We start from the raw sequence: 21,798 nt of genomic DNA on the forward strand, positions 1-21,798 counted from the left end.
GGGTTCCTGTCTATAGCGTGCGGTTTTCGATCCCTCCAGCGGCCCTCTCTTCAGAACCGCTCCGCCTCGCCGCGCAGTTTCATGACCCGGTCCCGCAGCTGGATCGCCCGCTCGAACTCGAGGGCCTCCGCGGCCTCGTGCATCTGCGCCTCGAGTTCGATGATCAGGTTCGGGATCTCGGCCTTCGGGATGTGCTTCATGTCGGTTAGTTCGACCTCTTTTGCCGCCACCGGTTTTCTGATCGTCTGCGGGACGATCCCGTGCGCTTCGTTGTAGGCGACCTGCATCTGCCGCCGGCGCTCGGTCTCGGCGACCGCCGCCCTGATTGAGTCGGTGAGGGTGTCGGCGTAGAGCACCACATGGGCGTTGGCGTTCCGCGCCGCCCGCCCGATGATCTGGATGAGGCTGCGGGCGTCCCTGAGGAACCCCTCCTTGTCGGCGTCCAGGATGCCGATGAACCCGACCTCGGGGATGTCGAGCCCCTCCCTGAGGAGGTTGATCCCGACCAGGACGTCGAACGTCCCCAGGCGGAGGCGGCGGATGATCTCGGTCCGCTCCAGGGCGTTGATCTCCGAGTGGAGGTAGCGGGTCTTGATCCCCTGCTCTGCCAGGTAGTCGGTCATCTCCTCTGCGAGGCGCTTGGTGAGGGTGGTGACCAGCACCCGGTCGCCCTGCCCGATCGTCGCCTGGATCTCCCGGATCACGTCCGCGGTCTGCCCCGCGATCGGCCTGACCTCGACCCTCGGGTCCACGAGGCCGGTCGGCCTGATGATCTGCTCGACGACCCGCGACGAGTGGCGGAGCTCGTAGTCGCCCGGCGTCGCCGAGATAAAGAGCGTGTTTCGCAGGTAGCCCTCGAACTCGTGGAACTTCAGGGGGCGGTTGTCGAAGGCCGACGGCAGTCTGAAACCGTATTTGACGAGTGTCTCCTTCCTGGAGCGATCGCCGTTGTACATCCCGCGCACCTGCGGGAGGGACTGGTGGCTCTCGTCGATGACCATCAGGAAATCGTCAGGGAAATAGTCGAGGAGGCAGTAGGGTTTCTCGCCGGGTTTCCGGCCGTCAAAGTGGCGGGAGTAGTTCTCGATCCCCTTGCAGCTCCCGGTCTCCTCGATCATCTCGATGTCGAAGAGGGTGCGCTGCTCGAGACGGTGCGCCTCGAGCATCCCGAGGCCGGGCAGGCTCTCGGCGAGCTCTTTCTCGATCGAGGCGATCGCTCGCTTCATCTCCGATTCCGGGACGACGAAGTGGCGGGCCGGGTAGACGTAGAAGTAGTCCATCGCCTCTTTCCGCCGTCCGCTCTGTTTTTCGATCTCGGTGATCCGCTCGATCTCGTCGCCGAAGAGTTCGATCCTGATGATGTCGTTGAAGTACCCGGGTATCAGGTCGATCGTGTCGCCCTTCACCCTGAATCGTCCGGGCATCAGTTCGATGTCGTTGCGCTGGTACAGGATCTCCACCAGGCGTTCGAGGAGATCGCCCCGCCTGATCCGGTCGCCGACCTTCACCTCAAAGCCCATCCCCTGAAAGTTTGCGGGGTTGCCCAGGCCGTAGATGCAGGAGACCGAGGCCACGATGACGGTGTCGGGCCGCGAGAGCACCGAAGCGGTGGCGGCGAGGCGCATCTGCTCGATCTTCGGGTTGATCGCGGCGTCCTTCTCGATATACTGGTCTTTCGCCGGGATGTAGGACTCGGGCTGGTAGTAGTCGTAGTACGAGACGAAGTACTCCACCCGGTTCTCCGGGAAGAAGCCGGCGAACTCGTTGTAGAGCTGGGCAGCCAGGGTCTTGTTGTGCGCCAGCACCAGGGTCGGTTTCTGGACCGCCTCGATCACGTTGGCGACCGTGAACGTCTTTCCCGACCCGGTCACGCCGAGCAGGGTCTGGAAGCGTTCGCCTGCCGCGAGCCCGTCGACGAGCCCCCTGATCGCCGCGGGCTGCGAGCCCTTCGGCCTGAAATCCGCCTTCAATTGAAATGCTGTCATGCCGTCATCGCCTTCCCGCGCAGGAGCCTGTTGTAGGTGATCGCAAATCTGTGGGCCTCGTTCCTGATCTCCTGCACGAAGAGGGAGGCCTTCTCATCCCGGCCGACCGGGATCGGGTGCGGGAAGCCCGGCACATAGATCTCCTCCTCGCGCTTTGCGATCGATATCACCGGGATCCGCACGTCGATCTCTTTGAGCATGTCCATCGCCGCCGAGAGTTGCCCCTTCCCGCCGTCGACGATCACCAGGTCGGGGTAAGGGCCGCCCTCCTCTTTGAGCCGTTTGTACCGGCGCCCGACCACCTCGGCGATCGCCGCGAAGTCGTCGACGCCCTCCACGCTCCTGATCCGGAACCGCCGGTAGTTCCGCCGGTCAGGTTTCCCGCCCCTGAACATCACCATCGACCCGACCATGGCGGTGCCTGAGAGGTGGGAGATGTCGAAGCACTCGATCACCTCGGGGGGTTCGGGGAGGTGCAGGGCCCGCTGCAGCGCCTCGATCTTCATGCGGTCGCCGAAGAAGGTGAGTTCGATGTTCTTTGCCGCCAGGTCGAGGAGTTTTTTCTTGTCGCCGCGCTGCGGGACGGTGACGGCGACGCGCGACCCCCGCCGTTCGGCGAGGTATTCGGCAACCGCCTCGCCGACCTCCTCGGGCAGGACCACCTCCTTCGGGGGTTCGTGCTCGCCGTAGTACTGCACGAGAAACTCCTCGAAGAACCCGTCCGAAGCCTCGAAGACGAACTCCTGCTTCTCGGCGAGCGTCCCCTTCACCACGGAGAAGATCATCAGGTAGACGTTCCCCTCTTTTGCCATATAGGTGATGATGTCCTCGTTGTGTTCCGGCCTCCGCACGATCTGCTGGCGGTCAGGGAGGTGCTCGATGGCAGCGATCTCGTCCCTGAGTTCGAGCGCCTGCTCGAACCTGAGGTTTCTGGCGTGCTCTTCCATCTCCTCCCTGAGGGCGGCGACGAGTTCCTTCGCCTGCCCCTTCAGCACGGCCCGCGCCCTTCTGACCCGTTCGGCATAGGCCGCCTCGTCGATCGCCCCGGCGCACGGGGCCGAGCACGTCCCGAGGTGCGACCGCAGGCACGGCCGTTTCGGGATCCGGCGGCAGGAGCGGAGGCCGAAACTCTTTTTTACGACCGAAAGCACGTAGTCGCGCTCTTTCGCCGAGACGAACGGCCCGAAGAACTCCCCGCCGCCGCCTGCCTTCCGGGCGATCCCGATCCGCGGGTAGGGGCCGGCGCTCAGGTGGATGTAGGCATAGCTCTTCGAGTCCTTCAGGTCGATGTTGTACTTCGGCTGGTGCCGTTTGATCAGGGCGTTCTCCAGGATCAGGGCCTCGGCCTCGGAGGCGGTGACGATGTAGTCGGCGGCGGCGATGGCGGCGATGAGGCGGAGGGTCTTTGGATCGTGGTCCTGCTTCTGGAAGTAACTGGAAACCCGTCTCCTGAGGTTTTTCGCCTTGCCGACATAGATCACCGTGCCGGCGGCGTCCCGGTAGAGGTAGCAGCCCGGCGCTTCGGGAAAGACGGAGTAGTCGATCATCGGATCATTTGATGGGTTTTTTCACCTCGCCGCCGCTGTCCGCCACTGCATAGGCGAGTACTGCCGGCGCCGCTCTCTGCCGTTCGAGCAGGGGGCGGAGGAATTGGCCGGTGTAACTCTCCTCGACCGCCGCCACCTCTTCGGGCGTGCCGGTGGCGATCACCTCGCCCCCGGCGTCCCCGCCCTCAGGGCCGAGGTCGATGACGTGGTCTGCCGACTTGATGATGTCGAGGTTGTGCTCGATCACCACCACGGTGTTCCCCTTCGCCACCAGGTCGTCCAGGACGCCGATCAACTTCTTCACGTCGTGGAAGTGGAGGCCGGTCGTCGGTTCGTCGAGGAGGTAGAGCGTCCTCCCGGTCGCCCGTTTGGCGAGTTCGCGCGTCAGTTTGATCCGCTGCGCCTCCCCGCCCGAGAGGGTGGTGGAACTCTGGCCGAGTTTGATGTAGTCGAGCCCGACCCGCGAGAGGGTTTCGAGTTTGTTCCTGATCGACGGGATGCTGGCGAAGAGGTCGTTTGCCTCCTCCACCGTCATGTCCAGGACGTCGGCGATGGACTTCCCGCGGTACTTTACCTCGAGCGTCTCGGCGTTGAACCGTTTCCCCTTGCACTCGTCGCACTCCACGTAGACGTCGGGGAGGAAGTTCATCTCGATCTTGATGACGCCGTCGCCCTGGCAGGCCTCGCACCGCCCGCCCTTGACGTTGAAGGAGAACCGACCGGGTTTGTAGCCGCGGACCTTCGCCTCCTTTGTCTCGGCAAAGACCTTCCTGATCTCGTCGAAGACCTTGGTGTAGGTGGCCGGGTTCGAGCGGGGCGTCCGGCCGATCGGGCTCTGGTCGATGACGATCACTTTGTCCACCGGTGTGTCGAAGGTGAGGGTGTCGTAGGCGCCGGGCGTCGTTCTGGAGCCGTAGATCTCCCTGGACATCGCCCCGTACAGGGTGTCGTAGATCAGGGTGGACTTGCCCGAGCCCGAGACGCCGGTGACGACGGTGAACGTCCCGATCGGGATCGCGATGTCGATGCCCTTGAGGTTGTTCTCCCGGCAGCCGGTGATCCTGATAGAGTTTTCAGACTGTCGCCGCTGTTCTGGCACCGGGATCGAGAGGGCGCCCGAGAGGTAGCGCCCGGTGATCGATGCGGGGTTTGCCGCTATGTCGTCGGGCGTCCCTTCGGCGATGACGTGACCGCCGTGCACGCCCGCACCCGGCCCGATGTCCACCACGTGGTCGGCCGCCCTGATCGTCTCCTCGTCGTGCTCGACGACGATGAGGGTGTTGCCCAGGTCGCGGAGCTTTATGAGCGTCTCGATGAGCCGCTGGTTGTCGCGCTGGTGCAGCCCGATGGAGGGCTCGTCCAGGACGTAGAGCACCCCGGTGAGGTTCGAGCCGATCTGGGTGGCGAGCCTGATCCTCTGGGCTTCGCCGCCCGAGAGGGTGCCGGCGCCCCGCGAGAGCGTCAGGTAGCCGAGCCCGACCTCCTCGAGGAAGGCGAGCCGCGCCCTGATCTCCTTGAGCACCTGTCTGGCGATCCCGGCCTCCTTCTCGGTGAGTTCGAGTTCCTCGAAGAAGTGGATCGCCCCGGAGACCGGGAGGTCGGTCACCTCGACGATGTTCTTCCCGCCGACCCGCACGGCGAGCACCTTCTCCTTCAGCCGTTTCCCGGCGCACTTCGGGCAGGGCGAGACGCGCATGAACTTCTCGAGTTCCTGCCGGCGGTACTCGGACTGGGTCTGGTGGTAGAGGCGGTCGGCCTGCGGGAGGAGCCCCTCCCACGTCCCGGTGTGCGACCAGCTCGCATCGCCGCCTTTCGACTCCATCGAGAACCTGATCCGCTCGGTCGAGCCGAACATCAGGGCATGGTACTGCCCGGGCGTGAGGTCGCGGATCGGGGTTAAGATCGAGAACCCGTAGTGGCGGGCGACGGCGCCCAGGAACTGCGCCCGGTATCCGTCGACGAAGTTGCGGTACAGGGCGACGGCGCCGTCGGCGATGCTCTTGCTCCGGTCCGGGATGATCAGGTCCGGGTCGAACTCCATTTTTATCCCGAGGCCGTTGCACTCCTCGCAGGCGCCGAAGGGGGAGTTAAAGGAGAACATCCTGGGCTGAAGCTCCTCGAAGGAGAGGCCGCAGACCGGGCAGGCCATTGTGGCCGACCAGGTTTCCTCCCGCCCGTCCTCGCCGACGGCGATGACGAGTCCACCCGATTTTCCGAGTGCCGCCTCCACCGCTTCGACGAGGCGGGAGCGTTCGGCCGGGTCGAGGCGGTCGATGACGATCTCGATGTCGTGCTTGACATAGCGTTCGAGGGGGTGCTCCTCGTCGGTCCGGACGATTGCGCCGTCCAGGCGGACGCGGGTGTAGCCGTCGGCGTCCAGGTCCTTGAGGAGCTGCCCGTAGGTCCCCTTCTTCTGGCGGACGATCGGGGCGAGGACCGTCACCTGCCCGGAGAAAGAGTCGGCGATCGAGTCGGCGATCGCCTCGGGGGATCTGGACTCGATCCTGGTGCCGTGCTCGGGGCAGTACGGGACCCCGATGCGGGCGTACAGGAGCCTGAGGTAGTCGTAGATCTCGGTGACCGTCCCGACCGTGCTCCGCGGGTTCTTCGAGGTCGTCTTCTGCTCGATGGAGATGGCAGGGGAGAGCCCCTCGATCGAGTCGACGTCGGGCTTTTTCATCAGGCCAAGAAACTGCCTCGCATAGGCGGAGAGCGATTCCACGTAGCGCCGCTGCCCTTCGGCGTAGATGGTGTCGAAGGCGAGGGTCGACTTTCCGGATCCGGAAACGCCGGTGAAGACGATGAGTCTGTCCCTCGGGAGTTCGACCGTGATGTCCCTGAGGTTGTGCTCCCGGGCACCTTTGATCACGAGGTTTTTCATCCTGCATGATCCTCTGTCGCCGCCCCTAATATGCCTGCGGACCGTGGCATGAAAGTGTTTGGGCGTGAGGAACGGCGGCGCCGGGATCACGCTCCCGCCCTACTTTTATTCCCCTGCAGCCCAACAGAGGTGGTACATGGCAGATGACCGGGAGAAGAGATGTGCGGTCTGCGGGGCGCCTGCGATCGGGACGCAGGTGATGGGCTGCTGTGCCGCCGAGGTCTGCGCCGCCCACGCCCACCCGTCCCTCCTTGCCCTTGCGCCGGGCGAAAGCCGGGCAGAGGGCGATTGCTATTTCAGGAGGTACCCGGCGCGATGAGCGGCGGGCTCCCGCCGGTCGCGGGCGAGGTCCCGACCATACTGATCCTGGGGAGTTACCCGAGCACGCTCTCCCTCCAGGCCGGCGAATATTATGCGAACCCGAGAAATGCCTTCTGGCGGGTGATGGAGGCGGTCTTCGGGGTGCCCGCGCACCTCTCCTACGGCGAGCGGACCGCCGCCCTGACCGCCCGCGGCGTCGCCCTCTGGGACGTCCTCTCGGCGTGCCGGCGGCAGGGGAGCAGCGACGCCTCTATCAGGGACGGCAGGGCGAACGACATCCCGGGCTTTCTGCGTGAGCACCCCACGGTCAGAACCGTCGCCCTGAACGGCAGGGCGGCAGAGTCCTGGCTGCGGCGGGTTCATCCCGGCCTCTGGAACTTTCCTGGCGTCGCCGTCGCCGTCCTCCCATCCACGAGCCCGGCGCACGCACGCCTCAGCCTGGAAGAAAAAGTTCGCATCTGGCGCGAGGCGCTCGCCCCCGGGAAAGATTGATGTGCCGGCGCCCCCTGTAAGGGGTGATCTGCAATGGACCGTAAGGGATACCTGCTTGCCTCCTGCATGGCGGCGCTCTTTGTGATCGTCTCGGTAGCGGCCGTCATGCGCGGCGGCGCACCCCTTGACCTCGCTGTCCGCCTCTTCGCCCTCAACGGTTTTGTGGCCCTCGCCCTCGCCGCCTCCATGTCGCCGTTTCTCCGTGAGATCAGGCAGGTCTTCGGCCGCCCGTTCATCTATGTCCACCATACCTTCGCCGCCTTCGGGCTGACCGCGATCCTTCTTCACCCGGTGGCGGCGGCGGTGATGGCTGGCAGCCTCTCGGGCTTCATCCCGGTGTTCTCCTCCCTCCAGGCGTTCCTCGCACTGGGCGGGCGCGTTGCTTTTTACCTGATCCTGGTCGCCGTGGCCGCGGCCGCTCTCAGGAACCGCTACCCTGCCGCATGGCGTCCGGTCCACATGCTGATGTACGTCGCCCTCGCCCTTGGCCTCGTCCATGCCGTGCTCATCGGCACCGACCTCGTCCACCCGGTGGTTAGAGGGGTCCTGTACGCCCTCTTCGTCATGGTGGTGGCGGCCCTGCTCCTGAAGCGGCGGCAGCGGCACGTCCGGGGATCGAGGGAATAATACCCCTCCCCGAATGGATATCTTCATCTGTCCCCCGCTCCATCAGAGATTATCCATGGAAGCCGGGGACGCTACGCTCTTTCCTGAGGAACAGGTGCGCCTCGAAGAGGCAATCGCCTCGTTCTCTCCAGCAGAGCCCTCACATGTCGCCGTCGTCTCCGAATACCTCGCCGGCAGGACCCCGTTCGTGCAGGCGCTGATCCCCGGGTATGGCGACCGCATCGCCTTCATGCCCCTCTACTCGGTGGCGTACGACACGGGTTTTCTCGACGACATCCGCCGGGGCCCGGAGATCATCGTCCTCGGCGACTGCCAGAACCTCTTTCTCAGGCGGATCGGGGGGTTCGAGAACCTCGATGCATTCCTTGCCTTTGCCGCCCGCACCGACCGGATGCTGATCACCACCTGGAACATCCATGCCTGGAACTATCTCGTGCAGGCGCGCTCGATCGGCGCCTATTTTCCGGTTCAGATCGCCCTCCCCCGCCTCGGCGCCGGAGCGATAAAGAAGGCCATACTCTCGGGCTATTCCCGCGAGATCAGGTTTGTGGAGGACGCCCCTACACGAACGCCTGTCCTCCTCTCCCTGGGGGAAAAAGAGTTCACGCTCCCCTTCGGCGGCGGCACGACCGCTGTTCCCTGGCCCGATATCAACCTCGCCCCCCTGCGGGCCCGCCTCTCCGGCAAAAAGGAGGAAAAGGTTGCGGTGGAAGACCTGGTCTTCGAGCGGCTTGTCCAGATCGCCCGCGGCAACATCGGCGTTGCACGGGCGGTCTGGGAGCGGTGCGTGGACAGGGACGAGGTGAGGGTCAGCACCATCCTGGATCCCTCTCCTGACATCAAACTGACGGTCGACGAGTCGTTCATCCTGCTCATCATCCTCTCCATGGAGCAGATCGCCCGGAGCGATCTTGCGCGCGTCCTGGAGCCCGAGATCGACCCTGCCCCATCCCTGTTCAGGATGAAATCGCTTGGCATCATCAGCGAGGACCGCCAGGGCATCGCCGTCCTGCCCGGCGCCCTCGGAACGGCGACTGACCATCTGAAAAAAATGCGGATGGTGTGGTAGATGGCTGATACATTCAGTCTTCCGTTCAAAACCATCGACCCGGTGACTGTTCTCTACGTGGTCTACGTCGTTGTTGCCGCGTACCTCATTATCAGAATCGCTGCCTATCTCCTCGCCCGCCTCTCAGAGCGGAGCGGGCAGTACAGGATCGGGGTCGTCACCCTGATCCCCCTGACAAAGGTGGTCGTCTACGCCGTTGCCTTCTATCTGGTGGTGACCGCCTTCGTGGAGCCCTCCCTCTCAGAACTCGTCGCCTTTGCAGGCTTCTTCGGCGTCGGCGTCGGTTTCGGCCTCAAAGATTTTTTTGCCGATATCATGGGCGCCCTCGTCATCACGTTCGAGAGGCCCTTCCAGATCGGGGACAAGATCGCCGTCGGTGATAAGTATGGCGAGGTGGTCGATATCGGGATCAGGTCGACGCGGATCATCACCCCGGACGACAGTCAGGTCTCTCTCCCCAACTCCCTGATCTTATCGAGCGCAGTTTCCAGCGCAAATGCAGGAAGCCTGGCGATGATGGTTGTCATCGACCTTTTTGTCGACACGGAAAGCGATCCCGAAGGTGCGCGCGCGATCCTCAGGGACGCCCTCGTCACCTCAAAATATGTCTATATCTCAGAAGAGCACCCGTACACGATCCTTATTGAGGATTTCCCCTGGTACCTCCGTGTCCGGGCGAAGGGCTATGTCACCGACCTCAGGTTCGAGTTTGAATTCATGTCAGATGTGACCGGACGGGCATGGGCGGAGTACGCCCGCCAGGGGATCAAACCGCCCCGCGTCGTCCCCGGCATCGCCCTCTCATGAGGCGCCACTTTCGACCTTCGCATAGGGATCGAGGAGGATACGGTTCGGCAGGCCCCGGAGCGCCACCGCCGCAAGGGCGCCGATCACGCCGCGGCCCCCGCAGAGGAGGACCCCGCTCCCTTCGGCGACTGCACGCGCCTCATCCTCGCTGAAGGCCTCGCTGCGCGCCCTGATCCCGTAGGAGCTCAGCTCGGGCAGGATCCTGAAGCCCTGCCTGACGGCGATCCCCCATTCTGGAGAGAGCGCCTCTGACGAGACGAAGCGCTGCGCCCTCCCGGCAATCTCGGATAACGATCCGGGTTCGGCGGCGAACTCGATATAACTGCACGAGTTCCCGGTCGTCCGCTCGGGAAGGTCGGGCTTGAGCATCGCCACCCGGTGACCGATCGGGATGATCCCCTCGCCGGTGCTGAGGTGCTGCAGGAGGGCGAGAGCGAGGGCGAAGGTCGCCCCGCCTCCGGGGGCGTCGGTGTCGTCGATCCCGATCCCGACGTGCATGAGGGCGCGCGTCCGCACCTCGCCCTCGATGATCCCGTCGGTCTTCTGTGCCGCCACCGAACAGACGCCCTCGGCCTCGGCCATCTGGTCGGTGAGGGAATAGGCCGGGCCGCCGATGCACCGGATCGTCTGGACGATCTCGTCCCCTTCCCGCCTGATGGCGGCGATACCCACGGCGGATTTTGGCGGAAGCCCGATCTCGACCTCGCTCTCGGTCAGCACGCCGCACTCCCGCAGGAGCGTACCGTCGCGCTGGACATGGACGAGCGCCCCGCCGGCCAGTGTATGGTGATACTCGCAGAAGGCGGCGCACCCGCTGCTCAGGCACTCGTGATAGCATTCGACGCGGTCGCCATCGACCGTTGTAAAGATCCGCCGGCACGCCGAGACCGGCAGGGCCGACCGCGCCGCAAAGGTCGCCGGGTGCCGGCCGTGCCGCTCCTCCTTCTGGAGGATGCATCCCTCGTCGAGGAGGCGGGTCACCCAGTCCTGAAGGGTGCTCCGCGGCAGATAGCAGCGCTCCGCGATCTCCGGGATCGTGAAGTATCCCTTATCGATGGTCGCCCTTCGCATCTCGGCGAGGATCTCGCGCCGCCGCTCAATCACCCTTGACATGACAATCCCTGATGAAGAGGAGGTCCCCGATCACGGCGCTCGCCGTCTCGACCGAGCCCGCACCCTTGCCGACCTGCGTGATCGCCCCGGCCATGTCGGTGACGACGGTCACGGCGTTCAGGGTGTCCCTGACAACGAGGGGATGTTTTTTCGGCAGGATGCGGGGCGAGACGCGGAGGAGTTTTCTCCCTGGAATGACTTCACCGATGAGGCGGATGGTGCAGTTCTGGCTCCCGGCCAGGGTCAGGGCCTCGGCAGTCAGGAGATCGATGCCGGTGCAGTCGACGTCCCTGAGGGTGATGCCGTTTTTCCAGATAGTATTTGCAAGGATGACCAGTTTGAGGGCGGTATCGATCCCTTTTACGTCGAAGGTCGGGTCGGCCTCGGCATAGCCCATCTCCCGCGCCTCGGCAAGGGCCTGATCGTAGGTGAGCCCTTCGTCCGCCATTCTGGTGAGAATATAGTTGCAGGTCCCGTTGAGGATGCCGTAGACGGCGCGGACCTCGTTGCCGGCAAGGCCATGCTGGAGCGTCTGGATGATCGGAATCGCCCCGCAGACCGTCGCCTCATAGCGGAGCTGAACGCTGTTCTCCGCGGCAAGGTGCATCAGTTCGGTGTAGTGGAGGGCGAGCGGCCCTTTGTTGGAGGTGACGACGTGCTTCCGCCTCGAGAGGGCCGTCCTGATCGAGGTGAGGGCGGGTTCGCCGGTCCTGATATCGGTCGGCGTCACCTCGACCAGGACGTCGTAGTCTCCATTTTTGACGATATCCTCCCCCCGAATTGAGGGATCGCCGCAGAACCCGGTCTTCGCCTTCTGCTCCAGCACTGCCTGGAGGTCGAGCCCCGCCGGGTCCATGACGCCCCCCCTGGAATCGGCGATCCCGGTGACGACGATGCCCAGGTCCTTCTTCGCGAGCATCGAGACGACACCTCTTCCGACCGATCCGAGCCCGAGAATTGCTACTTTCATATGCTCTCCTCCATCGGTTCGACGAGGAGCAGATCTTTCTTCTTCGCCACTGCCCTGAGGATCTCCATCGCCGTCTCCATGTGCGCCGCATTTGTTGCAGAGACGGTCAGCAGGGCAGAGGAACGCTGGGCGATCCCCGGCATGGTCATATGGATCTCGACCACCTCGGCAAAACCGGTGCAGTCGATCTGGTCCACGGTGTCGGAGAGGTCGGTGTGCATCAGGTGTCCGATCATGATGACGCTCCGCTTCATCAAAAGCCGCTCTTCGCCCATCCTGAGGATGGAGACGCCTCTGGAGGTGAGACTCTCCACAAGGCCGTCGACCCGGTCCTCAGGGATGTCGAGGACGACCTGGACGATTCTGGTCTTCGAGCGGAGGGTCGGGTCCCACTCGTGGATGACCGCAATGATGTTTCCGCCAGCCTCGGAAATCGGCTTGAGGGCCGCCACCAGCTGACCCGGGGCGTCCTTCACCTCGATCTTCATGGAAACCTGCAACAAACCACCTGTGTAGTATTCTCACGCCGGCAAGATAAGCCTTTTATCGTTCTGGGGCGTCAGAGACCGACCGCTGACGGCAACCCCTCCCCGGGTGTATCAAAGGTATAATATATTTATAATGTGGCCGCATACGATCAGGTATATCAGGTTAAGTGGTCCCTGCTTACCGTCCGAATGCAAGAATTGTCTTGTTTATGGCCACCCGAAACGGGTGTCCCTCTGATTTGGATGGGGTTTGGCAGTGCACCTGCATCGTCGACAGTGTTGTCGTCCTGTCTTGGGACCCCTCGATCAGCCCTCAGCGGAGGCGTTCATGGATCAGGAAATACAAAAACCGAAACTCGTTATTCATTCTCTGTATAAAATTTTTGGCAACCGCCCGAAAGCGGCCCTCTCTCTTCTTGAAATGGGCCGCTCAAAAGAAGAGATTCTGGAGGAAACCGGGCAGACCGTCGGCCTTCAGGCGATCGACCTCGAGATCCTCGAGGGCGAGATCTTCGTGATCATGGGGCTCTCGGGTTCAGGGAAATCTACCCTGCTCAGGTGCCTCAACCGTCTTATTCCTCCGACCTCCGGGAAGATCCTTCTTGACGGGATCGATATCGCCTCCCTGGACGAGGCGGCGCTCCGCGAGGTGAGGCGGAAGAAACTCGGCATGGTTTTCCAGAACTTCGCCCTCCTGCCGCACCGGAGCGTGGTCGAGAACGTCGCCTTTGGACTGGAGGTCCAGGAGATCCCGGAGAGCGAGCGGCTGGAAAAAGCGCGGCAGACCCTTGAAATGGTCGGGCTCTCCGGCTATGAGGAGAGCATGCCCGACCACCTCTCCGGCGGGATGAAGCAGCGTGTCGGCCTCGCCCGGGCGCTTGCGAGCGATCCCGATATTCTGCTCATGGACGAGGCGTTCAGCGCCCTCGATCCCATAATCAGGGCCGGGATGCAGGACGAACTCCTCGACCTCCAGAACGCCCTGAACAAGACGATCGTCTTTGTGACCCATGACCTCGACGAGGCCCTGAAGCTCGGGAATCGGATCGCTCTGATGAAGGATGGCCGGATCATTCAGGTCGGCACTCCAGAGGAGATCCTGACCGCCCCGGCGGACGAGTATGTGGCAAGGTTCGTTGCCGGCGTCGATATGACCCGGGTGCTCACGGCAGAGGGCGTCATGAAACCCCCTGAACCTACCGTCTGGATTGAGTCCGGGCCGAGGGTCGCGCTCAAACTGATGGAGGAGCATGGCATCTCCTCAATCTTTGCGGTCGGAAAGGGCAAAGTCTTGAAGGGGCTGATCGTCGTGGAAGATGCTGTGAAGGCTGCAAAGGAGAAAAAAAGCCTTGCGGAGATCCTCATCACCGGGACCCCGGTGACGGCGCCCGAGACGCCGGTGCGCGACCTGATCGGGACGGTGGCCACCAGCCAGTACCCGGTTGCGGTGGTCGACACCTGCCATCGCCTCAGGGGCGTCATCATCAGGGGTTCGCTCCTTGGAGCCCTGGCGATCTCGGGTGCGCCGGATGAGGAGGAGAGTACATGAACCTCCCGAAGGTTCCCATCGGCGATGCCGTGGAGGTGCTCGTCTCCTGGATCGAGGGGACGTTTGGCTGGCTCCTGAACGGGATCAGCGGTGCCCTCGGTTTTGTCATCTCCCTCCTCAGGGACGCCCTGCTCGTCCTGCCCCCGCCGGTCTTCATCGTCGTTGCCGCTGTCCTGGTCTGGTTTATCAGCCGCCGGAACACGCATCTCGCCGTCGGTTCGGCCCTCGGGCTGCTGCTCGTCTGGGACCTGCACCTCTGGGATCTCTCGATGGAGACGCTGGCGCTCGTGATCGCCTCGACGCTCCTCGCCCTTCTCATCGGGATCCCGACCGGGATTCTGGCAGCGCACTCTGAGATGGCGAACCGGGCGCTCAAGCCGGTCCTGGATCTGATGCAGACGATGCCGGCGTTCGTCTATCTGATCCCGGCGGTCATCTTCTTCGGCCTGGGCAACGTCCCCGGCATGATCGCCACGGTCGTGTTTGCGATGCCGCCGGTGATCAGGCTCACGGCGCTCGGCATCCTGCAGGTGCCTCGCGACCTGATCGAACTTGCCGAGGCGTTCGGGACGACCGAACGGCAGAAACTCATCAAAGTACAGCTCCCCCTCGCCATGCCGACGATCATGGCCGGGGTAAACCAGTGCATCATGATGGCCCTCTCGATGGTGGTCATCGCCGCCATGATCGGTGCGCGGGGGCTCGGCTACAAGGTGCTCGAAGGGATCCAGCGTCTCGATATCGGCACCGGCTTTGAAGCCGGGCTTGCGATCGTGATCCTGGCGATCATCCTGGACCGCCTGACCCAGAGCCTCATCGCCGGGCGAGAGGGTAACCAATGAAACGGAGTATTCATATGAAGCGAAAAAATTTGTTAGGAACTGTCCTTTTAGGAATTGTTGCAGTGTGTTTTGTCCTGACGGCAGGATGCACCGGATCCGACGGCGGTGCATCACCGTCCGAGGATAAATCGATCAGCATCGGCTACGTCCTCTGGGACTCTGAGATCTCGAGCACCAATGTGCTCAAGCAGGCCTTCGAGGGGGCGGGCTATACGGTGGAGATCACCGCTGTCGATGCAGCGCCCCTATACCAGGGGCTTGCGGCCGGCAATTTCGACTGCACGGTCTCGTCGTGGCTGCCTGCCACACACAAGACCTACATGGAAACCTATGGCGATTCGATCGTGATGGTCGGGAAGAACCTTGAAGGGGCGAAGATCGGTCTTGTCGTTCCGGCCTATGTGACCATCGACTCGATTGAGCAGCTCAATAGCGTCTCAGAACAGTTCGACGGGACGATCGTCGGTATCGAACCCGGTGCCGGCATCATGTCCGCCACCGAGACGGCGATCGCCGATTACGGCCTGGATTACGAACTCATCTACAGTTCAAGCGCCGGCATGGCCTCGGCCCTGCGCAAGGCGATCAACGAGGAGAAGTGGGTTGTGGTCACCGGATGGACGCCACACTGGATGTTCGCCCGCTGGGACCTGAAGTACCTCGACGACCCGAAGGGAGCGTACGGCGGCGAGGAGTACATTGCCACGCTCGCCCGCGCGGGCCTGGAGCAGGATAAGCCCGAGGCCTATGCGATCCTGGAGCGCTTCCACTGGACCACTGCCGACATGGAGTCGGTGATGCTCGATATCGAGAACGGAACCCCGGTGGACGACGCCGCGAAGCGGTGGGTCGACGAGCACCAGGACCAGGTCGATGCCTGGATCGGCAAAGCATAACCAGAAGAACATCCTCTTTTTTCCCATGAATGTCCGCGTCATTGCATGCGGGAACCCCTATATGGGCAACGACGGCGTCGGCCCTGCCGTGATGGCGCGGCTTGCGGCTGACCACCCTGATCTCGATATCGTCGACGGGGGCCTGGGCGGGTTCGGGCTCATCTCCCTGATGGAGGGGTGCGACCGCGTCGTCATCGTGGACGCCACGACCGGCATGGGGGAGATCGGCGAGGTGAGAGTCTTTCACGAGGTGCCGCCGTCGTCGCTCTTTCCTATGTCGCTCCATGACTTCGGGATCGCGGAGGCGATCGCCGTTGCCCGCGAGACCGGCATCAATGCCGAGATTGTCATTGTCGGGATCGAAGGGGGAGAGATCGAGGCGTTTTCACAGGAGATGAGCCCGGAAGTGCGGGCGGCCGTACCGCTCGCGTGCCTGAAGGTGCTCGAAGAAATAAAAAGAGAATAGGGTTCAGACCGAACCCGGCGCCGAAGTGACGATCTTGATCGTCTCGGCGATCTCAGGGAGGAGCTCTACCGGGATGCCCATGACCATCTCTTCTTCGGCAATCCCTGAGAACTTGCGCGACCCGTCGCAGCCGAGCGAGAAGTTCACCCGCCCGTTCAGGTAGGTCTGTGCGGTGGTGTCGGCGCAGATAGACTGGATCCCGGCGAAGTTCGCCTCGATCCTCCCGCCGAGTTTGTACAGCACGCTCTGTGCGAGTTTGAGCATCGCCCGCGGCGTGGTGACGATCAGGACGACCGTCGGGGTGAAGGGCGTCTTCTCCAGTGGTGCATACATCGTCGCATAGGTGGTCCCGGACTCGACGTGCGGCACACGGTCGATGGTGCGCTTGCACCCGGCCCAGGTATCGAACTTGCCGAGTTTATAGTAGAACTCGCCGCTCTTCAGGCTCGGCGTGATCTCCTTGAGGCCGAGCGCCCATGCCCCGCCCTGGCAGGTGTGCTTATCGGCGGTCGCATAGAAGATCTTCCCGTCCTTGCGCGCCCAGCTGACCATCTGGCAGTGGCGGGCGGCCTCGTCGAGCGCCTCCATGCCCTCGGGGATCTGATCTTTTGTCTGTGCGAACTTGACCGCCACCGGCGAGCCCGAGAGGCCGAGATAGTGCTTCAGCGTTTCCGAGACTTCGGCATAATTGATTGGAGTTCTTATATCACTCATTTTCGATTCCTCCACTCCTGTATGCTCTCCTGCAGAAAAGATAAATCTGTGGTTCTCCGCAAGGATCAGAGGTTGTGGAGTTTCTCCCGCACTTTCAGGAAAAAATTCTTGCCGGCATCGAGAAAGATGGCAGGAGCGTCGGATCTCCGCACCGAGATCTCCGCCCCGCTGCCAAGCGTGAAATCCCCTCTGCCGTCGAGGACGAGCTGGGCCGGCTTTGTGCTTTCGAGCCTGATCTTCAGGTTCCTCCCGCTGTCGATGAGGTGCGGGCGTGAGGAGAGCATATAGGGGGCGAGGGGCACCAGCAGAAATCCGTCGAACTTCGGGTCGACGATCGGTCCGCCGCCGCTCATCGCATAGGCCGTCGAACCGGTCGGCGTGGCGATGATCAGGCCGTCGGCCCTGAACTCCTCGACCTCGATGCCGTCGATGATGATCGTGAACCTGAGCATCTTCGCCGGGCGGGCGGTAACGATCACCGCCTCGTTGAGGGCCTCGCCGAGGTGTTCCCCTTCATGGAAGAGCGAGATGCGCATCCGCCGATCGAGGCGCATCCCTTCGCGAAGATTCGCGAAAAATGCCGGCACCTCTCGGTCTTCGAGATCGGCAAGAAATCCGACGTGTCCCCTGTTGATCCCGATCACCGGGATCTGGCGCGTCATCATCTGGACGGCGAGGAGGACCGTGCCGTCGCCCCCGACGGCGACGACGATCCCGGCGTCGGTCTCGCCGAGAGACTCGCCTGTCTCGCCGAGGGCGTCTGCGGTCCCTTCTTCGAGGGTGACGGTATAGCCGAGGGAGAGGAGAAGGCGCCTGATCTCGTCCGCATAGGCGAGCACCTCAGGGGTATCGATCCTTGACATCAGGAGCGCCTTCATCTCTTTCACCTCAGGTATTCGATGATCTTTGTATGGAGGACGGCGTTCGTCGCGATCAGGCAGCGGCCGGCGCTCACGTCGTCGGAGAATTTCACCGGCAGGCCGTCGACTCCGCTCACTTTTCCTCCGGCCGCCTCGCAGAGCACGATGCCGGCCGCGGCGTCTATGACGCGGAGGGTGTTCCTGGTATCGACAAAACCGTCCAGTCTCCCGCAGGCCACATAGGCGAGTTCAAGGGAGGAGGCGCCGAGCAGCCGCCAGCGCCGGATCTTCTCTCCGAGGGGCAGCACCGTCGAGGGATCGAATTTTCGCCCGTATATCGAAAGCGCGCTCTCCTCGAGGAGTGCGGTCTTTGAAACCCTGATCGGCTGTCCGTCCAGGTATGCGCCCCTGCCCAGCACGGCCGAAAACGTCTCCCCGTTGCAGAGGTCACGGACAAAACCCTGCTGGAGAACACCGTCCTCGCCGTAGGCGATCGAGATCGCATAGAACGGTATGCCGTGGACTGCGTTGTAGGTGCCGTCGATCGGGTCGAGGTAGACGGCGCCTTTTTCCCCGCCGATATCGACGATCCCGAGTTCCTCGGAGATAAGGCGGCTGCAGAATGGGTTCTCGCGCAGCGCCGCCACCACGCACTCCTCTGCAGCCTGGTCGATCCGTTCAGTCGGCGTCCCGTCTGCGCCCATCCTGATATATTGTGCACCCTCAGGGCTGTCGACAAGATCTTTCACCGTCTCCCCGACCTGATCGGCAAGGTCTCCGCACCATTTGATGAAGTCCATGAATACGCCTTTGCGTTGTATTTATCTATTGCCATAAAGATAAATTACTACTGCGAGCGTGAACTCAATGAAGGAACAGACTGAGACTGGAAAATTAAAGGAAGGCCGCTACGTTGTGGTCGATGACGAACCCTGCAAGATCCTCACGATTGCCACCTCCAAGCCGGGCAAACACGGTGCCGCAAAGGCCCGTATCGATGTGGTCGGGATCTTCGACGGCCAGAAGCGTTCGATCGTGCAGCCCGTCTCGACCAAGGTCTATGTGCCGGTTGTCGAGCGGAAGATGGCGCAGGTCATCTCGATCGCCGGGAACGTCGCGCAGCTGATGGACGTCAAGGACTTCACGATGTTTGAGATTGCGGTTCCCGAGGACCAGATCGCCGCGATGGTGGCCGGAGCCGAGGTCCAGTACATCGAGGCCCTCGGCAAGAGGAAACTGGACTTCTAAACGCATAGTGTGGAAGTTTATCCCAATACTCTTTTTGCCTGATGCTCATTCAGGCTCCACCGACATTATCGGTTCTTCACCCTTTCACCTGAGTGGCCCCCATCCTGATCCAATCGCTCAGGTCATTGATGGTGTCTGGAATCAACCACGTTCTGCTGGGTGTTCTCCGGGGGTTGCACCCCCGGACCCCCGCATGCGATTGCCCTGGATATGCGAGGAGGGGCTGGGCGGAGCATCGATCGATGAAAATGATGGATGATCGGGCCAGAGTGGTTTGTCCATCCCTGCCCCAATCGCAGGTCTATGGGGCGGCAGGCCCCCCGGCACCAGGGCGGCAATCCTCTTTTTCGATCGACCGCTTTCCTGCAGCCCGCGCCGGGGGCTCTGCCCCCGGACCCCCGCGCACGATTGGATCGGGAAGGCGGGAGGCGATGTCCAGGGGAGGAGGTCTGCCGTCCTGCATCAATCGTATTTTGCGGGGGACCAGGGGGCAGCAGGCCCCCCGGCACCGGCACGCCGATCTACCCGTCGACATGTTCGTCTTGAGATACTTCCCGCCTCTAAAATCGTCGTCTTTCGCGTATGATACCCCCGTTCACCTGAGGGGGTCAGATGAAGGTATCATGGCTACCCACACAAAGGAGCGAAGAGCCGAATCGTCAGCCTATGGCGTCAGACCTTCGTCTCGGTTTCCCTGAGCGGCGCCAGACGACGGTATCATGCACGTTCACGCAGAAGAGCAGGAAAAAAGTGCGGGGTTATTCCTCGGCCCCGGCGTAATAATACTCGCCCTTCGAGCGCTGGTCGCGGTCCAGGAAGGATTCTGGTTTATTGATCCGCGGTCGCCCGCTCTTGTCCCGCCTGAAGGTGACGCCGAGGCCGGAGAGGAAGAGGTTCATGCCGTCGCGCATCGAGAACGGCCCTTTCGCCTCGCCCGCCACGCCAGGTTCGCCGTCGAAGACCACGATCCTCTCGGAGATCATGTCGATGAGGTAGATGTCGTGGTCGATGACGAGGACGCCGCACTCTTTCCCCTCGGCATGGTGCTTGAGCACCCGCACCAGGTTCATCCGCTGCTCCACGTCGAGGTGGGCGCTCGGCTCGTCGATGATATAGAGGTCGGCGTCGCGGGAGAGGCAGGCAGCGATCGCCACCCGCTGCAGTTCGCCGCCCGAGAGGGTGTCGACCGGCGACTGGAGGATCGGGCCGAGGGCGAGGGGCTCGATCACCTCGTGCTGATAGTACGACGAGTCGAAGCGTCTGGTGATCCGCCGCAGCATGAACTCGACGGTGTCGGACGAATCGGCGCTGACGTATTGCGGTTTGTACGAGATCGTGACCTTCTCCGCAAGCGGCCCGCCGTCCGGCTCCTCGACGCCGGCGAGGAGTTTTGCAAAGGTGGACTTGCCGATGCCGTTCGGGCCGACCAGGCCAAGCACCTCGCCCTTCCTGATCTCCCCTCCCCTGACCGAGAGCCTGAAGCGGTCGTAGGTCTTCGACATCTGCGGGAAGGTGAAGAGTTCTTCCCTGACGGCTTCTTTGGTATGCGCACGTTTCTCGAAGACGACGGCGTAATCCCGGAAACGGACGTTCTCCTCAGGGAGGTAGCCTTCGAGATAATCGTTGATCCCGACCCGCACGCCCTTCGGCCCGGTAATCACGCCGAACACGGCGGGCCGGCCATAGGCGACGTGCACGGTGTCGGCGAGCATGTCCAGGATAGCGAGGTCGTGCTCCACGATCACCACCGGACGGTGCTCTGCCACCTCCCTGATGAGGTTTGCTGCCGCCATTCTCTGGTAGATGTCCAGGTATGGCGTGATCTCGTCGAGGAAATAGAAATCGGCGTCGCGGGCAAGGCAGGCGGCGACTGCCACCCGCTGCAGCTCGCCCCCGCTGAGGTTCTTGATGTCGCGGTCCAGGATGGATCCGAGGGCGAGTTCGTCGACCAGGTGGTCCAGCGCCCCGCGCTCGTCTGTCTTCGAGAGGAGGTCCCTCACCGTGCCTGAGAAGGCCTTCGGGATGTAGGTGATATACTGGGGTTTGAGAGCGACTTTGATCTCTTTTCCTGAGACGTGCTTGAGGTAATCGAAGAGTTCTGTCCCGGCGAACTGTTTGAATATCTCGTCCCATGAGACCGTGCTCTCAAAAATGCCCAGGTTCGGCCGCATCTGCCCTGATAGGATCTGGATGGACGTGGACTTGCCGATACCGTTCGGGCCGAGAATGCCGGTGGCCTTTCCCTCGACCGGTATGGGAAGACCATACAGGGCAAACCCGTTCACGCCGTAGCGGTGCGTTGGCTGTTCGAGTTCTTCGGGAAGGTTCACGATATCGATCGCGCCGAAGGGGCACTTTTTAACGCAGATCCCGCACCCCACACAGAGTTCCTCGGATATTACCGCCTTTTCATCCTCGCCGAGGGCGATGGTCTCGTCGCCGCTCCGCACCCTCGGGCAGTAGAGAATACACTCGGTCCCGCACTTCTTTGAATGACAGTTGTCTTTATGAACGACGGCAATACGCATGACTGATCACACCGCTGATGTGGTGAGCATGACGGCCCACGCGATTAACCAGAAGGAGAAGGTCATAAACGCCTGATAAAACCAGTCTTTTCCCCCCAGTTCGGTGTAGTCGATCTTCATGAGCATGAATATGTGCTTCTGGAAGACGACCGCGGCCATCAGGAAGAGGACGCCGATGATCTGGTTCTGCTGCATCCCTGTTGCAGGGTCAACGGCACCCGAGAGATAATATGAGAGCATTCCTGCGGCGATACCCATAAAACATGCCACAAGAGTCCGGTGTATGCGCTCTATATGCTCGGTCCGTTTCTGTGCCTGATTCTTTTCACCCTTCTCTTTAGGTGCATCAGGTTTGATCTGTACGTGCTCCTCCTCGCTCATCATGCATCAGTGGA

The 21,798-nt window shown here is 62.5% G+C and carries 21 protein-coding genes; 10 read left to right on the forward strand and 11 right to left on the reverse strand.

Annotated features, from left to right (window positions below; translation table 11 throughout):
* Positions 1-50 precede the first annotated feature (50 nt).
* The 3 genes from uvrB to uvrA are packed head-to-tail and all read right to left on the reverse strand — an operon-like array spanning position 51 to position 6,413.
* Positions 51-1,985, reverse strand: a complete 1,935-nt coding sequence (uvrB, locus tag HWN36_RS03090; protein ID WP_176788024.1) for an excinuclease ABC subunit UvrB — start codon at positions 1,983-1,985, stop codon at positions 51-53.
* Positions 1,982-3,532: an excinuclease ABC subunit UvrC gene (gene uvrC, locus HWN36_RS03095; protein WP_176788025.1), complete on the reverse strand. Its 1,551-nt coding sequence runs from the start codon at positions 3,530-3,532 to the stop codon at positions 1,982-1,984. The genes uvrB and uvrC overlap by 4 nt, the downstream gene beginning before the upstream one ends.
* Before the next feature lie 4 nt (positions 3,533-3,536).
* Positions 3,537-6,413, reverse strand: a complete 2,877-nt coding sequence (gene uvrA / locus HWN36_RS03100; RefSeq protein ID WP_176788026.1) for an excinuclease ABC subunit UvrA — start codon at positions 6,411-6,413, stop codon at positions 3,537-3,539.
* 136 nt (positions 6,414-6,549) lie between these two features.
* Here uvrA and HWN36_RS03105 point away from each other — a divergent pair, with 136 nt between their 5' ends.
* From HWN36_RS03105 to HWN36_RS03125, 5 genes are read left to right on the forward strand one after another with little or no spacing between them, the layout of a single operon-like run.
* Entirely contained in the window at positions 6,550-6,732 is a 183-nt protein-coding gene (locus HWN36_RS03105; RefSeq protein ID WP_176788027.1) for a hypothetical protein, read from the forward strand.
* Positions 6,729-7,226 carry a DNA-deoxyinosine glycosylase gene (locus HWN36_RS03110; protein ID WP_176788028.1) on the forward strand — a complete coding sequence of 166 codons (498 nt, stop codon included), beginning with the start codon at positions 6,729-6,731 and terminating at the stop codon, positions 7,224-7,226. The genes HWN36_RS03105 and HWN36_RS03110 overlap by 4 nt, the downstream gene beginning before the upstream one ends.
* Positions 7,227-7,259: 33 nt before the next feature.
* Positions 7,260-7,853, forward strand: a complete 594-nt coding sequence (locus HWN36_RS03115; RefSeq protein WP_176788029.1) for a hypothetical protein — start codon at positions 7,260-7,262, stop codon at positions 7,851-7,853.
* A gap of 55 nt (positions 7,854-7,908) precedes the next feature.
* Positions 7,909-8,922, forward strand: coding sequence for a hypothetical protein (locus HWN36_RS03120; protein WP_176788030.1), 1,014 nt, complete (start codon positions 7,909-7,911; stop codon positions 8,920-8,922).
* Positions 8,923-9,729: a mechanosensitive ion channel family protein gene (locus tag HWN36_RS03125; protein ID WP_176788031.1), complete on the forward strand. Its 807-nt coding sequence runs from the start codon at positions 8,923-8,925 to the stop codon at positions 9,727-9,729.
* Here the strand turns inward: HWN36_RS03125 and HWN36_RS03130 are convergent.
* From HWN36_RS03130 to HWN36_RS03140, 3 genes are read right to left on the reverse strand one after another with little or no spacing between them, the layout of a single operon-like run.
* Positions 9,724-10,842: a sugar-specific transcriptional regulator TrmB gene (locus HWN36_RS03130; protein WP_176788032.1), complete on the reverse strand. Its 1,119-nt coding sequence runs from the start codon at positions 10,840-10,842 to the stop codon at positions 9,724-9,726. The two genes, HWN36_RS03125 and HWN36_RS03130, sit on opposite strands and share 6 nt — an antisense overlap.
* The gene (locus tag HWN36_RS03135) at positions 10,826-11,812 is read right to left on the reverse strand and encodes a homoserine dehydrogenase (protein WP_176788033.1); all 987 of its coding nucleotides are present in this window, start codon (positions 11,810-11,812) and stop codon (positions 10,826-10,828) included. The genes HWN36_RS03130 and HWN36_RS03135 overlap by 17 nt, the downstream gene beginning before the upstream one ends.
* On the reverse strand, positions 11,809-12,300 hold the full coding sequence (locus HWN36_RS03140) for an amino acid-binding protein (protein WP_176788034.1): 492 nt from the start codon (positions 12,298-12,300) through the stop codon (positions 11,809-11,811). The genes HWN36_RS03135 and HWN36_RS03140 overlap by 4 nt, the downstream gene beginning before the upstream one ends.
* Positions 12,301-12,628: 328 nt before the next feature.
* Here HWN36_RS03140 and HWN36_RS03145 point away from each other — a divergent pair, with 328 nt between their 5' ends.
* The 4 genes from HWN36_RS03145 (at position 12,629) to HWN36_RS03160 (ending at position 16,053) form a co-directional block, all read left to right on the forward strand.
* Complete coding sequence (locus tag HWN36_RS03145) at positions 12,629-13,849, forward strand: quaternary amine ABC transporter ATP-binding protein (protein ID WP_218133186.1); 1,221 nt, start codon at positions 12,629-12,631, stop codon at positions 13,847-13,849.
* The gene (locus tag HWN36_RS03150; RefSeq protein WP_176788035.1) at positions 13,846-14,691 is read left to right on the forward strand and encodes an ABC transporter permease; all 846 of its coding nucleotides are present in this window, start codon (positions 13,846-13,848) and stop codon (positions 14,689-14,691) included. The genes HWN36_RS03145 and HWN36_RS03150 overlap by 4 nt, the downstream gene beginning before the upstream one ends.
* A gap of 62 nt (positions 14,692-14,753) precedes the next feature.
* A complete protein-coding gene (locus tag HWN36_RS03155) occupies positions 14,754-15,587 on the forward strand; it encodes a glycine betaine ABC transporter substrate-binding protein (protein WP_343044914.1) in 834 nt (277 codons plus the stop codon).
* A 25-nt stretch (positions 15,588-15,612) separates the two neighbouring features.
* Positions 15,613-16,053, forward strand: coding sequence for a hydrogenase maturation protease (locus HWN36_RS03160; protein ID WP_176788037.1), 441 nt, complete (start codon positions 15,613-15,615; stop codon positions 16,051-16,053).
* Between the two features lie 3 nt (positions 16,054-16,056).
* On the opposite strand, the gene HWN36_RS03165 is transcribed toward HWN36_RS03160, so the two are convergent.
* From HWN36_RS03165 to HWN36_RS03175, 3 genes are all read right to left on the reverse strand, one after another.
* Positions 16,057-16,767 (reverse strand): DUF169 domain-containing protein, encoded by a 711-nt coding sequence (locus tag HWN36_RS03165; protein ID WP_176788038.1) that lies wholly within the window; start codon positions 16,765-16,767, stop codon positions 16,057-16,059.
* 65 nt (positions 16,768-16,832) lie between these two features.
* A complete protein-coding gene (locus HWN36_RS03170) occupies positions 16,833-17,645 on the reverse strand; it encodes an NAD(+)/NADH kinase (protein WP_176788039.1) in 813 nt (270 codons plus the stop codon).
* Positions 17,646-17,650: 5 nt separating this feature from the next.
* Positions 17,651-18,427 carry a bifunctional fructose-bisphosphatase/inositol-phosphate phosphatase gene (locus tag HWN36_RS03175; RefSeq protein WP_176788040.1) on the reverse strand — a complete coding sequence of 259 codons (777 nt, stop codon included), beginning with the start codon at positions 18,425-18,427 and terminating at the stop codon, positions 17,651-17,653.
* 67 nt (positions 18,428-18,494) lie between these two features.
* On the opposite strand from HWN36_RS03175, the gene HWN36_RS03180 reads away from it, so the two are divergent.
* The gene (locus HWN36_RS03180; protein WP_176788041.1) at positions 18,495-18,875 is read left to right on the forward strand and encodes a translation initiation factor IF-5A; all 381 of its coding nucleotides are present in this window, start codon (positions 18,495-18,497) and stop codon (positions 18,873-18,875) included.
* 758 nt (positions 18,876-19,633) lie between these two features.
* Here the strand turns inward: HWN36_RS03180 and HWN36_RS03185 are convergent.
* On the reverse strand, positions 19,634-21,403 hold the full coding sequence (locus HWN36_RS03185) for a ribosome biogenesis/translation initiation ATPase RLI (RefSeq protein WP_176788042.1): 1,770 nt from the start codon (positions 21,401-21,403) through the stop codon (positions 19,634-19,636).
* 6 nt (positions 21,404-21,409) lie between these two features.
* Positions 21,410-21,784 (reverse strand): EMC6-like membrane protein, encoded by a 375-nt coding sequence (locus HWN36_RS03190; RefSeq protein ID WP_246269834.1) that lies wholly within the window; start codon positions 21,782-21,784, stop codon positions 21,410-21,412.
* Between the last annotated feature and the right edge of the window lie 14 nt (positions 21,785-21,798).

The sequence above is a fragment of the Methanofollis tationis genome, from assembly GCF_013377755.1.
GTDB lineage: Archaea > Halobacteriota > Methanomicrobia > Methanomicrobiales > Methanofollaceae > Methanofollis > Methanofollis tationis.